Annotated in this window: 17 protein-coding genes; 2 read left to right on the top strand and 15 right to left on the bottom strand. The window is 68.6% G+C overall.

From position 1 onward, the window contains the following. Positions 1-49 precede the first annotated feature (49 nt). Positions 50-859 (top strand): class I SAM-dependent methyltransferase, encoded by an 810-nt coding sequence (locus ABS767_RS10625; protein ID WP_408078323.1) that lies wholly within the window; start codon positions 50-52, stop codon positions 857-859. Between the two features lie 37 nt (positions 860-896). Here ABS767_RS10625 and ABS767_RS10620 read toward each other — a convergent pair whose 3' ends face one another. Both ABS767_RS10620 and ABS767_RS10615 read right to left on the bottom strand, forming a co-directional pair. Next, a complete protein-coding gene (locus ABS767_RS10620) occupies positions 897-2,051 on the bottom strand; it encodes a DUF1501 domain-containing protein (protein WP_408078322.1) in 1,155 nt (384 codons plus the stop codon). A 4-nt stretch (positions 2,052-2,055) separates the two neighbouring features. Further along, complete coding sequence (locus ABS767_RS10615; RefSeq protein WP_408078321.1) at positions 2,056-3,570, bottom strand: DUF1800 domain-containing protein; 1,515 nt, start codon at positions 3,568-3,570, stop codon at positions 2,056-2,058. Positions 3,571-3,794: 224 nt separating this feature from the next. Here ABS767_RS10615 and ABS767_RS10610 point away from each other — a divergent pair, with 224 nt between their 5' ends. Further along, positions 3,795-4,070: a hypothetical protein gene (locus tag ABS767_RS10610; RefSeq protein ID WP_408078320.1), complete on the top strand. Its 276-nt coding sequence runs from the start codon at positions 3,795-3,797 to the stop codon at positions 4,068-4,070. 186 nt (positions 4,071-4,256) lie between these two features. Here the strand turns inward: ABS767_RS10610 and ABS767_RS10605 are convergent, their stop codons facing one another. From ABS767_RS10605 to mraY, 13 genes are all read right to left on the bottom strand, one after another. Then, positions 4,257-5,423 carry a deoxyguanosinetriphosphate triphosphohydrolase gene (locus ABS767_RS10605; protein ID WP_408078319.1) on the bottom strand — a complete coding sequence of 389 codons (1,167 nt, stop codon included), beginning with the start codon at positions 5,421-5,423 and terminating at the stop codon, positions 4,257-4,259. A gap of 40 nt (positions 5,424-5,463) precedes the next feature. Then, positions 5,464-7,452 (bottom strand): SPOR domain-containing protein, encoded by a 1,989-nt coding sequence (locus tag ABS767_RS10600; RefSeq protein WP_408078318.1) that lies wholly within the window; start codon positions 7,450-7,452, stop codon positions 5,464-5,466. Positions 7,453-7,580: 128 nt separating this feature from the next. Beyond that, on the bottom strand, positions 7,581-9,077 hold the full coding sequence (ftsZ, locus tag ABS767_RS10595) for a cell division protein FtsZ (RefSeq protein WP_408078317.1): 1,497 nt from the start codon (positions 9,075-9,077) through the stop codon (positions 7,581-7,583). Between the two features lie 113 nt (positions 9,078-9,190). Next, positions 9,191-10,453: a cell division protein FtsA gene (gene ftsA, locus ABS767_RS10590; protein WP_408078316.1), complete on the bottom strand. Its 1,263-nt coding sequence runs from the start codon at positions 10,451-10,453 to the stop codon at positions 9,191-9,193. 11 nt (positions 10,454-10,464) lie between these two features. Beyond that, complete coding sequence (locus tag ABS767_RS10585; RefSeq protein WP_408078315.1) at positions 10,465-11,364, bottom strand: cell division protein FtsQ/DivIB; 900 nt, start codon at positions 11,362-11,364, stop codon at positions 10,465-10,467. Further along, the gene (locus tag ABS767_RS10580) at positions 11,361-12,296 is read right to left on the bottom strand and encodes a D-alanine--D-alanine ligase (protein WP_408078314.1); all 936 of its coding nucleotides are present in this window, start codon (positions 12,294-12,296) and stop codon (positions 11,361-11,363) included. The genes ABS767_RS10585 and ABS767_RS10580 overlap by 4 nt, the downstream gene beginning before the upstream one ends. A gap of 8 nt (positions 12,297-12,304) precedes the next feature. Beyond that, a complete protein-coding gene (gene murB, locus ABS767_RS10575; protein WP_408078313.1) occupies positions 12,305-13,198 on the bottom strand; it encodes a UDP-N-acetylmuramate dehydrogenase in 894 nt (297 codons plus the stop codon). A 109-nt stretch (positions 13,199-13,307) separates the two neighbouring features. Further along, entirely contained in the window at positions 13,308-13,502 is a 195-nt protein-coding gene (locus ABS767_RS10570) for a hypothetical protein (RefSeq protein ID WP_408078312.1), read from the bottom strand. Next, complete coding sequence (gene murC, locus ABS767_RS10565; RefSeq protein ID WP_408078311.1) at positions 13,499-14,929, bottom strand: UDP-N-acetylmuramate--L-alanine ligase; 1,431 nt, start codon at positions 14,927-14,929, stop codon at positions 13,499-13,501. Before murC ends, ABS767_RS10570 begins: the two co-directional genes overlap by 4 nt. Next, the gene (gene murG, locus ABS767_RS10560) at positions 14,926-16,101 is read right to left on the bottom strand and encodes an undecaprenyldiphospho-muramoylpentapeptide beta-N-acetylglucosaminyltransferase (RefSeq protein ID WP_408078310.1); all 1,176 of its coding nucleotides are present in this window, start codon (positions 16,099-16,101) and stop codon (positions 14,926-14,928) included. Before murG ends, murC begins: the two co-directional genes overlap by 4 nt. Then, the gene (locus ABS767_RS10555; RefSeq protein WP_408078309.1) at positions 16,098-17,324 is read right to left on the bottom strand and encodes an FtsW/RodA/SpoVE family cell cycle protein; all 1,227 of its coding nucleotides are present in this window, start codon (positions 17,322-17,324) and stop codon (positions 16,098-16,100) included. The genes murG and ABS767_RS10555 overlap by 4 nt, the downstream gene beginning before the upstream one ends. Next, positions 17,321-18,652, bottom strand: coding sequence for a UDP-N-acetylmuramoyl-L-alanine--D-glutamate ligase (gene murD / locus ABS767_RS10550; RefSeq protein WP_408078308.1), 1,332 nt, complete (start codon positions 18,650-18,652; stop codon positions 17,321-17,323). Before murD ends, ABS767_RS10555 begins: the two co-directional genes overlap by 4 nt. Further along, complete coding sequence (mraY, locus tag ABS767_RS10545) at positions 18,649-19,719, bottom strand: phospho-N-acetylmuramoyl-pentapeptide-transferase (RefSeq protein ID WP_408078307.1); 1,071 nt, start codon at positions 19,717-19,719, stop codon at positions 18,649-18,651. The genes murD and mraY overlap by 4 nt, the downstream gene beginning before the upstream one ends. Positions 19,720-19,722: the final 3 nt, after the last annotated feature.

Here is a 19,722-nt window from a genome sequence, read left to right as displayed (position 1 = left end):
GCAAGCGCGAACGATTGACGATGTGATATCATAACATTAAATGAGAGGCATGTCCTCCAAAGCCCCTGCCATCCACGATCCGTCCCATTGGGATTCGGTGTCCACCAGCTATGCCGCCGAGGCCGACCGCATGACCGGCCGCTATGCGCAAGCCGCCTGGTCGCTGGCGGCGCTGCCCGCCGGGGCCCGCATACTCGACGTCGCGACGGGCGCGGGCGCGTTGCTGGTCCCCGCGCTGCGCGACGGCGCCGACGCGATCGGCATCGACTTTTCGCCCGGCATGGTCGCGGTCGCCGCCGAACGTGCGGCCGAGGTCGCCAGCGGCGAACGCGCGCTGGTGATGGACGGCCAGAACCTCGCCTTTCCCGACAACAGCTTCGACGCTGTCTTCTCGATCTTCGGCGTCTTCATGTTCCCCGATCCCGCCGCGGGCTTTGCCGAGATGGCGCGTGTCCTGCGTCCGGGCGGGCTGGCGGTGGTCGCGGTGTGGGAAAATGCCGGCGGCGCGGGCCCGGCGCAACTCTTCGCCCAGGCGGCACGGCGCCTGTTCCCCGACCAGCCGGTCCCGCTGCCGATGCAGCGCTTGTTCAACTCCCCGGAACTGCTCGACGCCGCCTTTCTCGAAGCCGGTCTCGCGCCGAAATCGGTGCACGGAGTCGAATATGCCTGGCCCGCGCCGTCGGTGGAGTGGTTTCGCGACCATGCGAAGCTCGCTTATGGCTGGTCGCCGGTATGGCAGGCGCTCGACGAAGCCGAACGCGTCGCCTTTGCCGAGGAAGCTGCCGCACTCGCCGGCGACCTGCCGCCCGAGGGGATCTATTCCACCGCCCTGATCGGACTCGCGCGCAAGCCGGAATGACGCGGCGGCGCGGACCAGCGGGTTAGCGACAGCGGCGTCAGGCCCGCACCAGCCCGCTCATCACCCGCGCGCTCTTCTGCCCGGGGAACATCGCTGCCATCGTCCGCGCGGGATCGACGCCGAAATGCGTCGCCGCCGCGCTGCCGATCACCGCGTCCAGCCCCGCCGTCGGCTTGAGATCGCGGCCCTCGTACAACGCCGCATCGCTGAGGCCCGGCCAGTCGGCGACGACCCGCCCGCCCTGCACCGCCCCGCCGAGCAGCCACGCGACCGATGCGGTACCGTGGTCGGTCCCCTGGGTCCCGTTGACCTTCACCGTCCGCCCGAACTCGGTCGCGACCAGCACCAGCGTCTTGCCCCACAGCGGCCCCAGCCCGTCCTTGAGCGACGCGATCATCTGGTCGAGGCCGTTGAGCTGCGCGCCGAGGCGCCCGCGCTGCCCGGCATGCGTATCCCAGCCGCCGGTCTCGATCATCGCGATCCGCGCACCATTCTCGGCCGCCAGCAGCCGCGCGGCGAGCGCGCCGGTCGCGGCGGCGTTGCGGCCATTGTTGGCGGCCAGATCACCGGTCAGCGTGCGCGTCGCCGTCGCCTGCTGCCAGATCGCGTGCAGCTGCGGGTCTTCGGCATAGAGCGTCGCGACGCGGCCGAGCAGGTCGTCCGACGCGTCCGGCAGCGCCGACGGCGCATAGGACGCCACCTCCACGCGGCCACGCAGCGCCATCGGGATCGTCGCGGCAACCGCGATGCCCTTGCGCTCGTCCGCCGGGAGCATGCCGAGCATCCGGTTCAGCCAGCCGTCCTTGAGCTGGTATGCCGAACTCCCGCCGGTCTCGAGCACATTCTGCGCGTCGAAATGCGAGCGGTCGCGATAGGGCGAGGCAACCGCATGGACGAACAGCGCCTGTTTCGCGGCATAGAGTTGCGCCACATTGGCAAGGCGCGGATGCAATGCGAACATGGCGTCGAGCTTGGGCGCATCGCCGAACTCCTCCGCCAGCACGCCGCGCTGGGCGGCGAATGCCGGATCGCCGACCGGCGCCACCGTGCCCAGGCCATCGGCGGCGCCACGCTGGATGATGAACACGAAGCGCCGGTCGGTCGCCGCCTGCGCGAACGCAAGCCGCGGCGCAAAGCCCAGCGACAACGCCCCGGCGGCGCCTGTAAGCACGAGATTGCGGCGTGAAACCATGACCTTATCTCCGCAGAAATTCGGGCGAGACGAGCATCAGCGCGACACCCTGCGCCGGGCTTTCGGCCCGGGCAATGGCCTGCTGCGTCGTCGCGCTGAGCGCATCTGGAAACAGTGTGGCGGCGCGGACGCGCGCATCGATCGTCTCGCGCGTGCGCGCGGCAAGGCGTTCCGCCGCCTCCACGCGCCGCATCACCGCGTCGGGCCCCGCCCAGCTGGCGGCAATATCGTCGTAGCCGGCGGGCGATCCGGGTCGCCAGATCGGCTGGCCGAGCTGATTCATCAGTCCCACCACCGCCTGCGCCGGAATCTCTTGTGTGCCCAGCGCGCGCATCGCCGAGATCGACCATTCCCATGGCGTGCGGAACTTCACCGGCTGCGCCACCCACGCCTCGGGCGCGTCGATCAGCGCGCGATAGACGGTCGGCAGGTCGCCGCCCGATTTGAGGAACGCCGCCTCCAGCTTGCCGACCAGCGTCGCGGGCGGATCGTCCCCGGCGAAATGTCGCGCCAGCTTGGTGGCGATATGCTTCGCCGTCGCCGGGTGCACCGCCAGATCGTCGAGCACCGCCGCCGCCTGCCGCTCGCCCTGCTGCGCATAGCTTTTGCCCAGGATCGTCCGCGCGCCCGGCTCATGGAGGCGGGACGCAAAGATGAACCGCCCGGGCTCGCCCTCGGTCCCGGTCATCCGCGCCGCCGGGCCGCGTCCCAGCCCCGCGACGCTCCAGCCCGTCATCGCCCGCGCGAATTCGGTGACGTCGGTCTGCGAATAGCCGGTGCGCACGCCCAGCGTGTGCAGTTCCAGGATTTCGCGCGCGAGATTTTCGTTGAGGCCGATCTGGCGGCGCGCCTGCCGCCGTGCGAACGCAGTCCCGAGCGGGCTGTTCGGCCCCACCGATTGCGCCTGATCGAGATAGAGCAGCATCGCCGGATGCCGCTCGACCGCGTGGAGCATGTCGCGGAAGCTGCCGAGCACGTGCGGGCGGATCGCATCGAATTCGAACGCACCGGTCAGGCCGATCATCGTCACCTTGTCCGCCGATACCGCGAAATGATTGGCCCAGAAATGCACCAGCCGCTCTACGAACGGGGTGTCGCTCGCCACCGCCGCCTGCGCGCGGGCGCCTACCGCCGTCATATAGTGATCGCGGCCCTGTTGCCGCGCGAACCGCCGCGCCTGCATCGCGGGATCGCGCGGATTCTCCGCATCCTCCGCCATCGCACCGCCGGTCGCATCGGCGGGCGCGCGCATCCGCATCGCGTCCTCGCCCTGCATCGCGCGGCCGCGCCGCCCTCCGCCTTCGCGTCGCGCCTGCTGCGCCAGCATCCGCGCTTCGCCAAGATAGGTGGCGAGTTGACTGGCGATCAGCGTCGTTCGCGGCAGCGCCGCGATCGGCGCCGGGCGCGGGTCGAACCGGTCCAGCTGCGCCGTCAGCCAGCGACGCGCCTCGCCGCCGGGGGGCGGTTCCGCCCGGCCGCCCATTCCGAACCGGTTGAGCGCGATACTGACGTCCGACATGACGGCACTCCTGTGCGATGATGCGACGGTGATACGCCCGCTTTGTCGCAAATCTGTGCCGGGCGGCAATTTCGTCGCGTCCACGACACGCTTCGGCGGCTGCGGATCCTGCAACCGCACTTGCAACCTGCGCGCTTGGCATTGCTGCATCGCAGCATATTCTGGCGCCAAGAACATAAGATTGGATGCCGATCTGGCCCTTCAAACCCAAAGGGAGAAAGATCGTGATCAAGACCTTCATCAGCGCCGCCGTCCTCCTCAGCCTGCCCGTCGCTGCCTATGCGAACGAGCGGACCTTCAAGCGCGACGGCGTCACCTATGTCTACACCAGCAGCCGCGATGGTGACGCGACGGTGCTGGAGGGCAAGGCGTTCCCCGGCGGGTCGAGCTACACGCTCACCGTGCGCGGCACCCGCGTGACGGGTAATGTCGGCGGCACCCCGGTATCGTTCCGCATCGCCAAGCCGCTCGCCAAGGGCGTCGAGACCGCGTCGCGGTAAGCCAGTAAACGCATTCCTCCCCTGAGCTCGTCTCAGGGGAGGGGGACCACCGCCGCAGGCGGTGGTGGAGGGGCGGCCGCGCAGACGGCTGTGAGCATCTCGACAAAATTCCGCTCTCTGCGAGGGCGGCCCCTCCGTCAGCTGCGCTGACACCTCCCCTCCGGGGCAGGGGAGGAATGTTCGCTCCTAAAACCCCTCGGGCAAGTCGATCGGCCCGACCGCCTCGCAATAGCGCGCGATGGCATACCGATCGGTCATCCCGGCGATGAAATCGGCAATGTGACGGCTGCGCCAAGGCTCCTCGCCGGGCAGCGACGCACGCCACGCCTCGGGCATCAGCGCCGGATCGGCGGCATAGGCCGCATACAGCCCCGCGATCACCCCATGCGCCATCTCCGCCGCCTCCAGCTGATGGGGATGGTGATAGAGATTGGCGTACATGAAGCGCTTGAGCGCGCGCTCTTCCTCACGCATCGCGTCGGAAAAGCCGCACAGCGCCCGCCCCGCCTCGCGCACATCTTCCGCGGTCTCGATTCCCGCCGCCGCGATCCGCCGCTGCGTCTCGCCGATCAGGTCGTTGACCATCACCCCGATCTGGTTGCGCACAAGCTCGCGCATCAGCCGCTTGGGCGAGCCGTCGGGCCAGCGTTCGCGCACCGCATCCCATCCCCGCGCGACCAGCGGGACCTCCAGCAGCTGCTCCAGCGTCAGCAGCCCCGCGCGCAGGCCATCGTCGATGTCGTGATTGTCATAGGCGATGTCGTCGGCGATCGCCGCGACCTGCGCCTCGAGCGAGCTGTGCTTCTGCAGATCGAGCGGAAACGCCGCATCCGCCGCCGCCAGCGCCCAGCCCGGCTCGGCTACCGGCCCGTTATGCTTGGCCAGCCCCTCCAGCGTCTCCCAGCTCAGGTTCAGCCCGTCCCATCCGGGATAGGGGCAGTCGATCGCCATCAGCGCGCGCAGCGTATTGCCATTATGGTCGAACCCGCCCTGCCCGCTCAACGCATCCTGCAGCGCGCGCTCGCCGGCATGGCCGAAGGGCGGATGGCCGATATCGTGCGCCAGGCACAGCGCCTCGGTCAGATCCTCGTTCAGGCCCAACGTCCGCGCGACCGTGCGCCCGATCTGCGCCACCTCCAGGCTGTGCGTCAGGCGGACACGGAAATGGTCGCCATCGGGCGCCATGAACACCTGCGTCTTGTGGCGCAGCCGGCGAAAGCTGATCGAGTGGACGATGCGGTCGCGGTCGCGCTGGAACGCGTCGCGCGGGCCGCGCACGGTGCCGCGCCCCTCGTCATGCTGCCTCCCGCGGCTGCGCGACGGATCGCTGGCATAGCGTTGCAGGGTGGTCATGCGGGAGACTTGAGGCGAATCGGCATCGCCGCCGCATAGATCATTTGACGTCGAGCTTCTCGATCTTCTGCCCCGCCTCGCTCGTCCATGCGAACGCCGACAGCCCCTTCTTTGCGATCGCGTTCACGAAATCCTGCGCGTCGCCCTCGCTCTTGAACGGGCCGACCAGCAGCCGGTTGGTGAAGCGCAGCGGCGTCGTCCACGCCTGTTTGCCACGGAACTCGGCGGGCGCCTCGGCGACGAGACGCTTCCATTCGCGCGGCAGCGCGTTGACGTTCGCGCCGCCCGCCACCTGAACCCAGTTGCGTGCCGGGTCGGTCTTCGCCGGGTCGGGCTTGGGCTTCGCCTTGGGCACCGGTTTCGGCTGAGGCTTGGGCTCGGCCTTCTTTGCGGCAGGCTCGGGCTTTGCCGGCTCGGGTTCGGCCTTCGGCGTCGCGGCGGGCGCTGGCGCGGGGACCGGCGGCGGGGTGGCTTCGGCGACCTGGGGCTCCTCGCGACCGGGCATCGGTTCGACGCCCAGTTCGGAGGCCGGGATGGTGATCCCGGACACGATCCGCGCGATGACATTGTCCTCGGCGCCGATCCGCGGCGGAGCACCGCTGCCCTCCGCGGGCAGCACCATCGCGCCCTCGGGCGAGAATCCGGGTGCCGGCGCAGGTTCGGGTGCGCGGGCCACGGCAACCGGTGCCGCAGCGGGTGTCGTTGCTGGCGTCGCGGGCGCGGTGGCCGGCGTCGCCGCCTGGGCCAGACGCCGCTGCTCGGCCTCGCGCTCGCGGAGCGCCACCGCTTCGCGCTCGCGCTGTGCCGCCGCCTCGCGCTCCTGCGCCGCGCGAGCGTCGGCAACGCGCTGAGCTTCCGCCTGACGCCGCTGTTCCGCCACCCGCTGGGCCTCAGCCGAACGCTGCGCCTCGGCCACCCGTTGCGCCTCGGCAACTCGCTGCGCTTCGGCCAACCGCTGCGCTTCGGCCAATCGCTGGGCCTCGGCCTGCCGTGCAACCTCTGCCTGGCGTTGGGTCTCGCGCTCCTGCGCGGCGCGGGCTTCGGCCAGTCGACGCGCCTCGGCCTCCTCCTTCGCCCTGCGCGCAGCAGCGCCCTCCCGCTCGCGGCGCTGGGTTTCGGCGCGTGCCGCAGCCTCGCGGGCGCCTCGCGGCGCGCGCACGCGGCTCGATCCCGCGGACGTACCGCGTTCCGGTTCCGCCGCCGCAACCCGCACGGGAGCCTCCTGTGGCAGCGGTGGCAGGGGCGGCGCGGCCTGCGCATCGGCGATCCGCGCAGGAGTGCGCCGCAACTCGCCGAAATGCACCGCGAACGCCTTGTCGGCCGCCGACAGGCTCGGCAGTCGCCGGAAAAAGGGCGAGAGCGCACTGCCGAACCCACCCATCATGCTTGCCGCGATCTTGTCCGCGCCCGCAGCATCGCCATTCATCGCCTGGATGAACGCCCGCGCGCGCCACGCACCCCGATCGCTGCGCCGCAACAGCGGATCGAGCACCGCCATCGCCTCATCGGTCCTTCCGCTGATCCCCAGCGACAGCGCGTAGCGGCGAACCGTTTCGTCGTCCGGATCGTCCTGCATCGCCAATCGATGCTCACGCTGAGCATGCGCCTGCGCGCCGACCAGATCATAAGCCATCCCGCGGTCGGAGGCATAGGGCCGCATCGCCACGCCCGCACGCTCGGCGGCCGCGAACAGCCGCAGCGCCTCGCCCGGCTTTTCCATCCGGACCATCACCATCGCCTGCCCCGCCTGAACGCGCGGATTGCCCGGAGCGAGCGCCTGCGCGCGCGCGAAGAATCCCGCCGCGGCGGAGGGATCGTTCAGCCGTGCACTCATCTCCCCGGCGATCAGCAGCGCTTCCACATTGCGCGGATCGGCCGCCAGGATGCGCATCTGCGCCGCCAGCCGGTCGGCATTCGGAGTCGCTGGCGCCACCACCTCCTGCGCCGAAGCCGGCGTCGCGATCGGCATCGCGACGGGGACGGCGAAACTGGCGATTGCGACGGCGCGGAGGATGCGTTGACGGGTCATGCTCGGCGGCAGCTACACGAAAATCGGGCTGAATGCTCCCTGTCGAACGCTGACGCCAGCGGCGGGGCGAGCCGAGCGCGCGACGGGATGCAGGCGGCCCCGCACGGGATCATGCGGGGCCGAACGCCTTACTGGTTGTTCTGGCGATTGAGGAAGCGCGGAATATCCAGCGGATCCTTGTCGTCGTCGTCTTTCGATCCGTTGCGCGCGGCGGCCATCCGCTCGAACAGCGTACCGCCGCTCCTCGGCTTGGGCTGCTCCGCGGCCGGCGCGGGTGCCGCGGCAGGCTCGTCGTCGCCGCCGGTCAGCCAGCGGCGACGGATCGTCGGCTCGGGTGCCGGCGCTTCGACGGCCGGCTCGGCCGGAGCCTGCGGAACCATCGCATCGGACCCGAGGACCAGCTCGTCATCGGTGGTCGCCGGCGCCTCGGGCAGCGCATCCGGCGCTTCAAGCGTCAGTTCGTCCTCGTCCGCTGCCGCAACCGGCTCGGTGGTGAAGCCGGGCTCAGGAGCCGTTTCGGTGACCGGCTCCGGTGCCGGATCGGCGGCGGGCGCCTCCGGCGTGGCAGCGGGCGCCAGCGGACGGCGCACCGTGCCGAAGGAGAAGCTGCGGCTGCTGTCCGTGCTCGCGGCGGCGGGCGCTGCCGGCTTCGCCGCCGGATCGGCCTCGATGCCCGTCGCGACGACCGACACGCGGATCTTGCCTTCCAGGTCGGGGTTGAACGCCGAGCCCCAGATGATGTTGGCATTGTCGTCGACCAGCTCGCGGATATGGTTCGCGGCCTCGTCGACTTCGAGCAGGCGCATGTCCTCGCCGCCGGTGATCGACACGATGACACCCTTGGCACCGTCCAGCGAAACGCCGTCGAGCAGCGGGTTGGCGATCGCCTGCTGCGCCGCTTCGATCGCGCGGCTGTCGCCCGATGCTTCGCCGGTGCCCATCATCGCCTTGCCCATCTCGCTCATCACGGCGCGGACGTCGGCAAAGTCGAGGTTGATCAGGCCCGGCATGACCATCAGGTCGGTGATGCCGCGCACGCCCTGCTGCAGCACCTCGTCCGCCATTTCGAACGCTTCCTTGAACGTCGTGTTGGCGTTGGCGACCAGGAACAGGTTCTGGTTCGGAATGACGATCAGCGTGTCGACGAACTTCTGCAGCTCCTCGATGCCCGCCTCCGCCGACATCGCGCGCTTCTTGCCCTCGAACGCGAACGGCTTGGTCACCACGCCGACGGTCAGGATGCCCATGTCGCGCGCGGCCTTGGCGATCACCGGCGCCGCGCCGGTGCCGGTGCCGCCGCCCATGCCCGCCGCGATGAAGCACATATGCGCGCCGTTCAGCGCTTCCTGCACCTGCTCGATCGTCTCTTCCGCCGCAGCGCGACCGATTTCGGGCCGGCTACCCGCGCCCAGACCCTGCGTGATCTTGGCGCCAAGCTGGATGCGGTGGCCCGCGCTCGACTGTTTCAGCGCCTGCGCGTCGGTGTTCGCGACCAGGAACTCGACGCCCTGGACCTCGGCGCGGATCATGTTCGCGATCGCGTTGCCGCCCGCGCCGCCTACGCCGATCACCGTGATCCGCGGCGTCAGTTCGTCCAGATCCTGCGGAAGGAAATCGATGCTCATCTCAGTTCTGTCTCCTCAGGCTCGCACCCCTTGAGCGACGCCCGTCAATCGCATGTTTCTGCACCATGGCGCGGAGCGGTTCCAGCGATATCCGCCCCCAGCGTCACGAAATGTCAATAATTCGCCCGAAACGCCGCCATCATCCGCTGGATCATCGCCTTCGGATTGCTCCGGACGACCAGTTGCCCGCGCGACGGCTCCAGCGCGCGCAGGTCGACCGGATCGGCCGCGGCAAAGGTCGCGAGCCCGGCCAGCGTCGCGAATGCCGGCCCGGCATGCGCCTCGGGCAGCGCGGTCAGGCCGCGCGGCCGCCCGACCCGCACCGAACGGCCCAATGCCTGTTGCGCGTAATCCGCGATGCCCTTCAATTCGGCGCCGCCGCCGGTCAGCACGATCTGTCGGCCCACCGGGTCGGCGAAGTTGAGGCGCGTCAGCTCCTTCCCGATCTCGACCATCAGCCGGTCGAGACGCTGGCGGATGACCGCGATCAGCGCGGCGCGGGTAATCCGCGCGCCTTCGCTCTCGTCTTCGGGGTTGGCCGGGGCGACGTCGATCATGTCGTGATTGTCGCGCGGCGTCATGTTGGCGCTGCCGTAGAAGCACTTCATCCGCTCGGCCTGGCCGCGGCGCGTGCCGAAGGCGCTGGCGATATCGTCGGTGATATCCGCAGAACCGCTTCCGATCGACGACAGGCCGGTGAGCACGCCGTCCTTGTAGACCGAGACATTGGTCACGCCCGCGCCGATCTCGACCAGCGCGACGCCCAGCTCGCGCTCTTCTTCGGACAGGCAGGCAAGGCCCGTCGCGACCGGCGCGGCGATGATCGACTTGACCTCGAGATGCGCCGAACGGACGCACAGGTCGAGGTTGCGCACCGGCGCACCCTCGGTCGACACGACATGGATGTCGACGCCCAGCCGCTCGGCATGCAGCCCACGCGGCTGCTTGACGCCCGCCAGACCGTCGAGCGTGTAGCGCGTCGGCTGCGCGTGCAGCACCATCCGCCCGCCCGGATTGATCGCCTCGCGTCCCGCGCGCAGCAGATCGTCGATGTCCGACTGTTCGACGCGATGCCCGCCCAAATCGACTTCCAGCCGCAGGATGTTCGAATCCAGCCCGCCGGCGGAGAAGCTGACCCACACGTCCTCGATATTGGTGCCCGCGATCCGCTCCGCCTGCTCCACCGCCTCGCGCACCGCCACCTCGGTCGCCGCCATGTCGGCGATATAGCCGCGCTGGACGCCGCGGCTCTCGCGCTGGCCGGTGCCGAGCACGACCAGTTCGCCGCCATCGCCCTTCTGCGCGATCAGCGCCGACACTTTCGACGATCCGATGTCGAGCGCGGTAATCAGACCTTCGGGTGCGTTCTTGGCCATCTTCTGTCCCCCTACTCGCTCACACTGGCAGTTTGTGCTGGCGAATCAATCTCTTTGCGAATCACCTGTCCCGGCATCCGCACGACCAGTCGCGTCGGATCGCGCAGATCGAAGCGCAGATAGCCGCGCCCCAGCAGACGGTCCGCGCCGTCCATCTCCGCGAACTTGACCAGCGCCTTGGCTGCGGCCTCCTCGCCCTCGGGCAGCGCCAGTCGTTCCCCGGTGTTGAAGGACAGGTCCCAGCGCCGGTTGCCGATCCAGGTCGCGGCCTTGACCAATGGCTTCAGCGCGGGCGCTGCCGACAACAACCGCTGATAGGCCGGCTGCTGGGCATAGGCACCGTCGCCGATCACCAGCGGCAGATCCGGCATCGCATCGGCCGACACCGGTTCGAGCAGCACGCCCTCGCCATCGATCAGCATCAACTGTCCCTGATGCTGCCACACCGCCGCCGCTTGGCGCTCGACGATGTCGACCACCAGCGTGTCGGGCAGGCGTCGCGAAACGCGGGCATCGGCAACCCAGCCGATCGTCATCAGCTTGCCGCGCACCTCTTCCAGGTCGACCAGCGGCATCGCCCGCGACTTCTGGTCGAGCGTGTAGTTGTACACGGTCATCTTGTCGGCGCGCTTGATGCCGGTCACCTCGACCTGCTGGACGCGGAAGCCAGCTCGGCCGATCCCCTCGGCCAGCGCGGTGCCGACGACACCGGGCACGCCGAACAGCGTCGCGACACCGATCAGCGACGCGACTGCAATGCCGGTGATGCTCCACGCGATGATCCGGTGCAGCGTTGCCTCGCTCACCGGCACCGCTGCGACCATCCGGTCGAGCAGATGCGGCTGCTTGCGCTTCGCCTGCGCGCGGCGCTTGGGCTTGACGGTCGGGCGACGGGCGGGCTTGCGGCTCATCCGGCGCCCCCGTCTTGCATGGCTTCATCGACGATCGCCTGGACGAGCTCAGCGTAACTCATCCCCAGCGCCTTGGCCTGTTCGGGCACCAGGCTCAAGGGCGTCATCCCCGGCTGGGTGTTGACCTCCAGCAGGAACAGCCCGTCGAGGCCCTTCTCGTCATCCCAGCGAAAGTCCGACCGCGACGCGCCCTTGCACCCCAGCAGGCGATGCGCGTCGAGCGCGATCCGCTTGCACGCCTCGGCGATCTCCTGGGGAATCTCCGCCGGACAGATATGGTCGGTCATCCCGTCGGTATATTTTGCGTCGAAATCGTAGAACCCGCTCTTCGGCTTGAGCTCGGTCACCAGCAGCGCCTTGTCGCCGAGCACCGCGGTGGTCAGCTCGCGCCCACGGATGAACGGCTCGGCGAGCAGTTCGTCGAATTCCTGCCACGGCCCCTTGGCGCCGGGCGAAATCGGGTTGCCGGTATTGCCCTCGGTCGTGACGATCGCCACGCCGACAGACGAGCCCTCATTGACGGGCTTGAGCACATAGGGCCGCGGCATCGGATCGGCTTCGTACAGCGACGCAGTCGACACGATCTGCCCGCCCGGCATCGGGATGCCATGCGGCACCAGCGCCTGCTTGGTCAGCACCTTGTCGATCGCGATGACCGACGTGACCATGCCGGAGTGCGTATAGCGCAGCCCCATCAGGTCGAGCATCCCCTGCACCGTCCCGTCCTCGCCGGGCGTCCCGTGCAGTGCGTTGAACACTACATCGGGCTTCGCCGCCGCCAGCTTCGCCGCAACATCGCGATCCATGTCGATCCGCGTCACGCGATGGCCAAGCGACTCCAGCGCATCGGCAATCCCTTCGCCCGACATCAGCGACACCGGCCGCTCGGCCGACCAGCCACCCATCAGGACCGCGACGTGGAGGCGCTTCACGGATTCACTCACTTCGCCAACCCCACACGCTGAATTTCCCACTCGAGTTCAACCCCGCTCGCCGCCTTCACCCGCGCGCGCACCTCGTCGCCCAGCCCTTCGATATCCGCGCTGGTCGCGTCGCCGGTATTGATCAGAAAGTTGGTGTGCTTCTCGCTCACCTGCGCCCCGCCGCGCTTGAGCCCGCGACAGCCCGCCGCATCGACCAGCCGCCACGCCTTGTCGCCCTCGGGGTTTTTGAAGGTCGATCCGCCCGTCTTGCTCCGCAGCGGCTGCGACGCCTCACGCGCGGCGGCGATGCGGTCCATCTCGGCCTGGATCGCCGCCGGCTCGCCCGCTTCGCCGCGAAAGGTCGCGCTTACCACGATCGCCCCCTCGGGCAGTTCGGAGTGGCGATAGGTATAGCCGAGCTCCGCGACCGGCAGCGTGACCCGCTCGCCCGACCGGAGCACGACTTCACACTCTATCAGGATATTCTTGGTCTCGCGCCCATAAGCGCCCCCATTCATCCGCACGAACCCGCCCACCGTGCCGGGGATCGACCGCAGAAACTCGACGCCAGCAATGCCCGCGTCGCGCGCGGTGGACGACACCAGGATCCCGCTCGCCCCGCCGCCACAGGTCAGCGTTTGGCCCTCGGCCTGGACCTTCGCAAATGCCTTGCCCAGCCGCACCACCACGCCCGGCACCCCGCCATCGCGCACGATCAGGTTCGACCCCAGCCCAAGCGCCATCACCGGCACCGCCGGGTCAAGATCGCGCAGGAAATCGCACAGATCCGCAACGTCCGCCGGCTCGAACAGCCATTCCGCAGTCCCGCCACTCTTGAACCAGACGAGCGGCGCCAGCGGCGCGTCGGGGGTCAGCTTCCCCCGTACCTTGGGGAGTGTCGCAGTCACCACGGGACCGTCCCCATGTTCTCCTGCGAACGCAGGAGCCCAGGGCCACGCGCGACGCCCTTCGAAACTCTGGCCTCCTGCGTTCGCAGGAGAACAGTGAACGCGAAAAGCCTCACTTCATCCCCCACAGTTTCGCCCATTGCTTCCAAAAGGACAGGTTCGCCTCCGCAGCCTTCGCCCCCGCCTCCTGCAGCTTGGCGACATCCTTGCCCGCATCGAGCATCGTCTGCGCCGCGTCCATCTGCGCCTTCTGCGCACGCAGGATTTCACGCTGCATGTCGGTGGCCAGGGTGAACCAGTCGCTCATGCCGTCACGCTCCGCTTCGCGTCGACCGCGTGCGCCAGGCCGGCGGCCCATTTCGTGATGTCGCCCGCGCCCAGGCACACGATCAGGTCGCCCGGCTGCGCAATCTCCGCGATCCGCGCCGCCAGCGCGTCGGCGTCGGCCACGCTCTCGACCGAGCGATGGCCGCGCTCCAGCGTCCGCTCGACCAGCGCCTCGCCGCTCACGCCCTCGACCGGCGCCTCGCCCGCGGCATAGACCGGGGTCACCAGCACCATGTCGGCGTCGTTGAAGCCCTGCGCAAACTCGTCCATCAGATTGCCGAGCCGCGAATAGCGGTGCGGCTGCACCACCGCGATCACCCGCGCCTGCGCACTCTCGCGCGCCGCCGCCAGCACCGCGCGGATCTCGACCGGGTGATGGCCATAGTCGTCGATCACGATCGCAGGCGCCGCGCCGGCAAAGCCGATCTCGCCGACCTTGGTGAAACGCCGCTTGACCCCCTCGAAACGGGCAAAACCGTTCTGGATCGTGGCATCGTCGATGCCCATTTCGAGCGCGACGCCGATCGCGGCGAGCGCGTTCTGGACATTGTGGCGGCCCGGCATCGGCAGATCGATCCCCTCGATCGACCGCGTCGTGCCGTCACGCGAACGAATGATCGCCTCGAACCGGTTGCCCCCGGCATGCGGCGTCACATTGACCCCGCGCACGTCCGCGCTGGCAGCAAAGCCATAGGTCACGATGCGCCGGTCGCGCACGCGCGGGATGATCGCCTGCACCTCGGGATGGTCGAGACACAGCAATGCCGCGCCGTAAAACGGCACGTTCTCGACGAACTCGACATAGGCGTCCTTGGCCTTGTCGAAGCTGCCATAGTGATCGAGATGCTCGGGATCGATATTGGTCACCACCGCGATCGTGCCGTCGAGCCGCAGGAAGCTACCGTCGCTCTCATCGGCCTCGACCACCATCCACTCGCTGTCGCCCAGCCGTGCGTTGGAGCCATACTGGTTGATGATGCCACCGTTGATCACGGTCGGATCGACCCCGCCCGCATCGAGCAGCGCCGCGATCATCGACGTGGTTGTCGTCTTGCCGTGCGTCCCCGCCACCGCGACGGTGGACTTAAGCCGCATCAGCTCGGCCAGCATCTCCGCGCGCCGCACCACCGGGATGCGGTTGGCATAGGCAGCCTGCACCTCGGGATTGTCGCGCCGGATCGCAGTCGACGTCACCACCACCGCCGCATCGCCCAGATTGTCGCCGCTCTGCCCGATCGTTATCGGAATGCCGCGCTTGCGCAGCCCCTCGACGACATAGCCCTCGGCGCTGTCGCTGCCCTGCACCTTGTAGCCCAGATTGTGCATCACCTCGGCGATGCCCGACATGCCGATCCCGCCGATGCCGACGAAGTGGATCGTGCCGATATCCTTGGCGACACCCTTCATGCCTGCACCTTTGCGAACGCTTCACCGGTGCGCAGCGACTTGATCGGCTCGGCATGCCCCATTCCCGCCGACGCCCAGTCGGCATCGATCGATTCGACCAGATCGGCAAGGTCACGCACCGCATCGGGCCGCCCCACGCTGCGCGCACACGCCGCCGCATGCGCCAGTCCCTCGGGATCCAGCCCCAGCTTCTGGATCTGCTTGGCCAGCTCCTGCGCGGTGAACGCCCGCTGCGGGATCGTGCGCGCCCCACCCGCCGCGCTGATCTCGCGCGCGTTCGCGGTCTGGTGATCGTCGGTCGCGCTCGGTAGCGGCACGAGGATCGCCGGACGCCCCGCCGCGGTCAGCTCGGCAATGGTCGAGGCGCCCGCGCGCGCGATCACGATATGCGCCCAGGCCAGCCGCTCGGGCAGGTCGGGCAGATAGGTCGCGATCTCCGCCGGGATGCCATGCTCGGCATATTTGCGGCGCACCTCGTCGATATCCTCGACCCGCGCCTGATGCGTCACCTGCAACCGGCGCCGGAAATGCACGGGCAGCAGCGCCAGGCCATCGGGCACGACCTGCGACAGCACCGACGCACCCTGGCTCCCGCCGGTCACCAGCACGCGGAAAATGCCCTCCTCTTCCAGCGGCGGATACGGCCGCAGCCGCAGGTCGAGCACCGCCTCGCGCACCGGATTGCCGGTCAGATGGGTCTTGTCCGCATAGCCCGGCTTCAGCCGCGCGACCTCCTCATAGCTGGTGGCGATCGCACCCACCTTGCCCGCCACCAGCCGGTTGACCCGGCCGAGCACGGCGTTCTGCTCATGGATCACCGTCGGCACCTTCGTCGCGAATGCCGCCATCAATGCGGGCATCGACGCATAACCGCCGAACGCCACCACCGCCGCGGGACGGAACTCGCGATACAGCCTGCGCGCGGCGCGACGCCCCTTCAGCATGACCCCGACCGCCTTCATCCAGCCGACCGGTCCACCCGAAAAACGCGATGCCGGCAGGACGCGCGTCTCGACGCCGTCGAACAGGTCGGGAAAGCGCACGCCGCGCTCGTCCGACAGCAGCGCGACCTGATGCCCGCGCCGCATCAACTCCGCCGCCAATGCCGCGGCGGGGACCATATGCCCACCGGTACCCCCGGCAGCGAGGACGTAATGCCGTCCGGATGTCATTTACTACCTCGAACCGTATAGTTGGAGCGCTTCAGATACGGATTCCGCCGCGTGAAAGCGAGCAGCAGTCCCATTCCGATCGACAGCGCCACCATCGACGATCCGCCATAGGAAATGAAGGGCAAGGTCATGCCCTTGGAGGGGGCAAGGCCGGTATTGACCGCCATGTTGATCACCGCCTGAATCCCGAATTGGGCCGCCAGCCCCGCGGCGGCGAGCAGACGGAACGCATCCTCCTCGTCCAGCAGCTTGATCAGCACCCGCACCACGATGGCCAGGTAGATCAGCGCGATGGCGATGCACGCGATCAGCCCGAACTCCTCGCCCACGACCGAGAAGATGTAATCGGTATGCGCCTCGGGCAGCTTGAACTTGACCGTCCCGCCCCCCGGCCCGGTGCCGGTCGGTCCGCCCGCGGTCAGCACCGCATGCGCCATGTCGGTCTGATAATGTTCCGCCGCCGCCTTTTCGGGATCGGGAAACAGGAAGCTGTCGATGCGCGTGCGCGCCGTATCATAGAACAGATAGGCCGCGACCACGCCCGCGACGCCCGCACCGCCCAGCACGCCGATCGCGCGCGTCGAAATCCCGGCGAGCATCAGCAGGATCACCCACACCGCGCCGAACACCATCGTCTGCCCGAAATCGGGCTGCTTCATCAGCAGCGCCGCGATGACGACGGTCATCACGCCGGTCAGCGGGATCACGGGCAGATCGGGGTCCTTCGCCCGCATCGACAACAGCCAGGCGGTGGTGACGATGTAAAAAGGCTTCAGGAATTCAGAGGGCTGGAAGCTCGCAAAGCCGAACCCCACCCAGCGCCGCGCGCCGTTGATCTCGGTCCCGAAGAACCCGGCCACCGCGACCAGCAGGATGCAGACGCCCGTGCCCAGGATCGCCGCGCGCCGGGCGATGCTGATCGGCAGCATCGACACGACCAGCAGCACCGGCACCGACAGCCCGATCCACAGCGCCTGCCGCCAGAAATAGTGCATCGACGCGAACTGCTTCGTCGTATCCGAATAGCGCTCGGCCGAGGCCGGCGACGCCGCCGCCACCGCGACCAGCCCGATGCCGATCAGCAACAGCGCGAGCAGCAGCAGGATGCGGTCGATCTCCCAGAACCACAGACCCAGCGGCGTCTTGCTCCCCCGGCTCAACTGGTCTTCGAACCGCTCGCGCAGCGGCTTGCGCTTGGTGGTGGTGCGGATCACGTCGTTCATGACAATGCCTCTACCGCCGCGCGGAACTGGTCGCCGCGATCCTCATAGTCGCGAAACTGATCGAACGATGCGCAGGCCGGGGACAGCAACACCGTCTCCCCCGCCACCGCATTCGCCGCGGCCGCGCGCACCGCATCGGCCAGCGTCCCGCTGCGCGTCACCGGCATTTCCCCTTCGAGCAGATCGGCAAACATCGCCCCCGCCTCGCCGATGGTATAGGCGCGGACAATATGGGGAAAACCCGGGCGGCAGGGATCGAGGTCGGCGGACTTCGCCTTGCCCCCGACGATCCAGTGAATGCGATCATAGGCCGCCAGCGCAGGCGCGGTGGACTCGGCATTGGTCGCCTTGCTGTCGTTGACGAAGGTCACGCCGTTCCGGATCGCGACCCGCTCCATCCGGTGCGGCAGCCCCGGAAAGCTCTCCAGCCCCTTGTCGATGCTCGCCTGATCGACGCCGAGCGCCTCGCATGCGGCGATCGCGGCGAGCGCATTCTGCGCATTGTGCGGCCCCTGCAATGCCGGCCAGCGCGACTGGTCCATGCAGAAACCCGGCGCGATCTTGGTCACGTCCTCCGCCCGTCCCGAGCGCGCGACCTGCTTCGCTACCGCCTGCGACGCCTCGTCCCCGATCCCGATGATCGCCGCATGCCCCCTGGACTGCATCGCGAACAGCCGCGCCTTCGACGCCGCATAGCCATCGAACCCGTCATAGCGGTCGAGATGATCGGGCGTGATGTTGAGCAGCACCGCAACCTCGCAGTCGAGGCTGTGGGTCAGGTCGATCTGATAGCTCGACAGCTCGAGCACATAGACGCCACCCTCCGGCAACGGCTCCTGCCCCAGGATCGGCAACCCGATATTCCCGCCCATCCGCGCCGGGACGCCTGCGGTCTCGAGGATATGGTGGATCAGCGCGGTCGTGGTCGACTTCCCGTTGGTGCCGGTGATCCCCACGACTTTGTGCGTCGGAAGCTCGCCCCGCGCCTGCGCGAACAGCTCGATATCGCCGATGATCGGCACACCCGCATCGCGCGCCTTGGTAGCGATGGGATGGCTATTCAGCGGAACACCGGGCGACACCACGACGCCAGCGAACCCGGCAAGGTCGATCTCCAACGGGTCGGCCAGTTCGATAGCCCTCTCCCCTTCAGGGGAGAGGGTTGGGAGAGGGGCAGTCGCGACGAGCGCATCCCGCGCCTCGGCCTTGCCATCCCACGCCATGACCCCCGCCCCGCCAGCCAGCAGCGCACGCACGCTCGCCGCCCCCGACCGCGCCAGCCCGAGTACCGCAAAGCGTTTCCCGCGCCAGGCGGCGGAAACGATCACCGCAGCTTCAGCGTCGCCAGCCCGGCGAGCGCGAGGACAAAGGCGATGATCCAGAAACGGATCACGACCGTCGGCTCGCTCCAGCCAAGCTGCTCGAAATGATGGTGGATCGGCGCCATTTTGAACACGCGCTTGCCGGTACGCTTGTACCAGAACACCTGAATGATGACACTCATCGCCTCGACCACGAACAGCCCGCCGATGATCCCCAGCACCAGCTCGTGGTGCGTGGTCACCGCGATCGCGCCGAGCGCGCCGCCCAGTGCCAGGCTGCCGGTATCCCCCATGAACACCGCCGCCGGGGGCGCGTTGAACCACAGAAAGGCGAGCCCCGCGCCAATGATCGCGCCGCAGAAGATGGCAAGGTCGCCCGCGCCCGGCACATGCGGAATGCCGAGATAGGTCGCATAGATCTTGTTGCCGACGAGGTACGCGATCAGCAGGAACGCGCTGCTCGCGATGATCACCGGCATGGTCGCCAGCCCGTCCAGGCCGTCGGTCAGGTTCACCGCATTGCCGAACGCCACGATCGTGAAGGCGGCGAACACGACGTAGAAATAGCCAAGGTCGACGCTGAACTCGCTGAAGAACGGCACATACAGCATCGTCCCGTTCTGCAGCGTGATGACCCACGCCGCGACGCCCGCGATGACGAACTCGCCCAGCAACCGCACCCGCCCCGAAACGCCCGCCGTGCTCGCCTTGCGCACCTTGTCGTAATCATCGAGGAACCCGATCATGCCAAAGCCCAGCGTCACGAACACGCACGCCCAGATATAGGGGTTGCTCAGGTCCATCCACAGCAGGATCGCGAGCGACAGGCTGGTCAGGATCATCAGCCCGCCCATGGTCGGCGTGCCGCGCTTGGCGAGGTGACTCTGCGGTCCGTCGGTGCGGATCGGCTGGCCCTTGCCCTGGCGAACGCGCAGCCAGCCGATGAAACGCGGCCCGATGATCAGGCCCAGCAGCAACGCGGTGGCAACCGACGCGCCAGTGCGGAACGACAGGTACCGGAACAGGTTGAGCAGCCCCGGAAACCCCAGCCATTCGGCAAGTTCGTACAGCATGGC

The organism is Sphingomonas plantiphila (genome assembly GCF_046000505.1).
Taxonomy (GTDB): Bacteria; Pseudomonadota; Alphaproteobacteria; order Sphingomonadales; family Sphingomonadaceae; genus Sphingomonas; species Sphingomonas plantiphila.
Note: the sequence above shows the minus strand (reverse complement) of the source record. Positions and strands in the feature narration are given on the sequence as shown.

Excerpts from the sequence above, each read along its gene's own strand:
- ABS767_RS10625 (WP_408078323.1), top strand. The coding sequence starts at position 50 with ATGTCCTCCAAAGCCCCTGCCATCCACGATCCGTCCCATTGGGATTCG.
- ABS767_RS10620 (WP_408078322.1), bottom strand. The coding sequence starts at position 2,051 with ATGGTTTCACGCCGCAATCTCGTGCTTACAGGCGCCGCCGGGGCGTTG.
- ABS767_RS10615 (WP_408078321.1), bottom strand. The coding sequence starts at position 3,570 with ATGTCGGACGTCAGTATCGCGCTCAACCGGTTCGGAATGGGCGGCCGG.
- ABS767_RS10605 (WP_408078319.1), bottom strand. The coding sequence starts at position 5,423 with ATGACCACCCTGCAACGCTATGCCAGCGATCCGTCGCGCAGCCGCGGG.
- ABS767_RS10600 (WP_408078318.1), bottom strand. The coding sequence starts at position 7,452 with ATGACCCGTCAACGCATCCTCCGCGCCGTCGCAATCGCCAGTTTCGCC.
- ftsZ (WP_408078317.1), bottom strand. The coding sequence starts at position 9,077 with ATGAGCATCGATTTCCTTCCGCAGGATCTGGACGAACTGACGCCGCGG.
- ftsA (WP_408078316.1), bottom strand. The coding sequence starts at position 10,453 with ATGGCCAAGAACGCACCCGAAGGTCTGATTACCGCGCTCGACATCGGA.
- ABS767_RS10585 (WP_408078315.1), bottom strand. The coding sequence starts at position 11,364 with ATGAGCCGCAAGCCCGCCCGTCGCCCGACCGTCAAGCCCAAGCGCCGC.
- ABS767_RS10570 (WP_408078312.1), bottom strand. The coding sequence starts at position 13,502 with ATGAGCGACTGGTTCACCCTGGCCACCGACATGCAGCGTGAAATCCTG.
- murC (WP_408078311.1), bottom strand. The coding sequence starts at position 14,929 with ATGAAGGGTGTCGCCAAGGATATCGGCACGATCCACTTCGTCGGCATC.
- murG (WP_408078310.1), bottom strand. The coding sequence starts at position 16,101 with ATGACATCCGGACGGCATTACGTCCTCGCTGCCGGGGGTACCGGTGGG.
- ABS767_RS10555 (WP_408078309.1), bottom strand. The coding sequence starts at position 17,324 with ATGAACGACGTGATCCGCACCACCACCAAGCGCAAGCCGCTGCGCGAG.
- mraY (WP_408078307.1), bottom strand. The coding sequence starts at position 19,719 with ATGCTGTACGAACTTGCCGAATGGCTGGGGTTTCCGGGGCTGCTCAAC.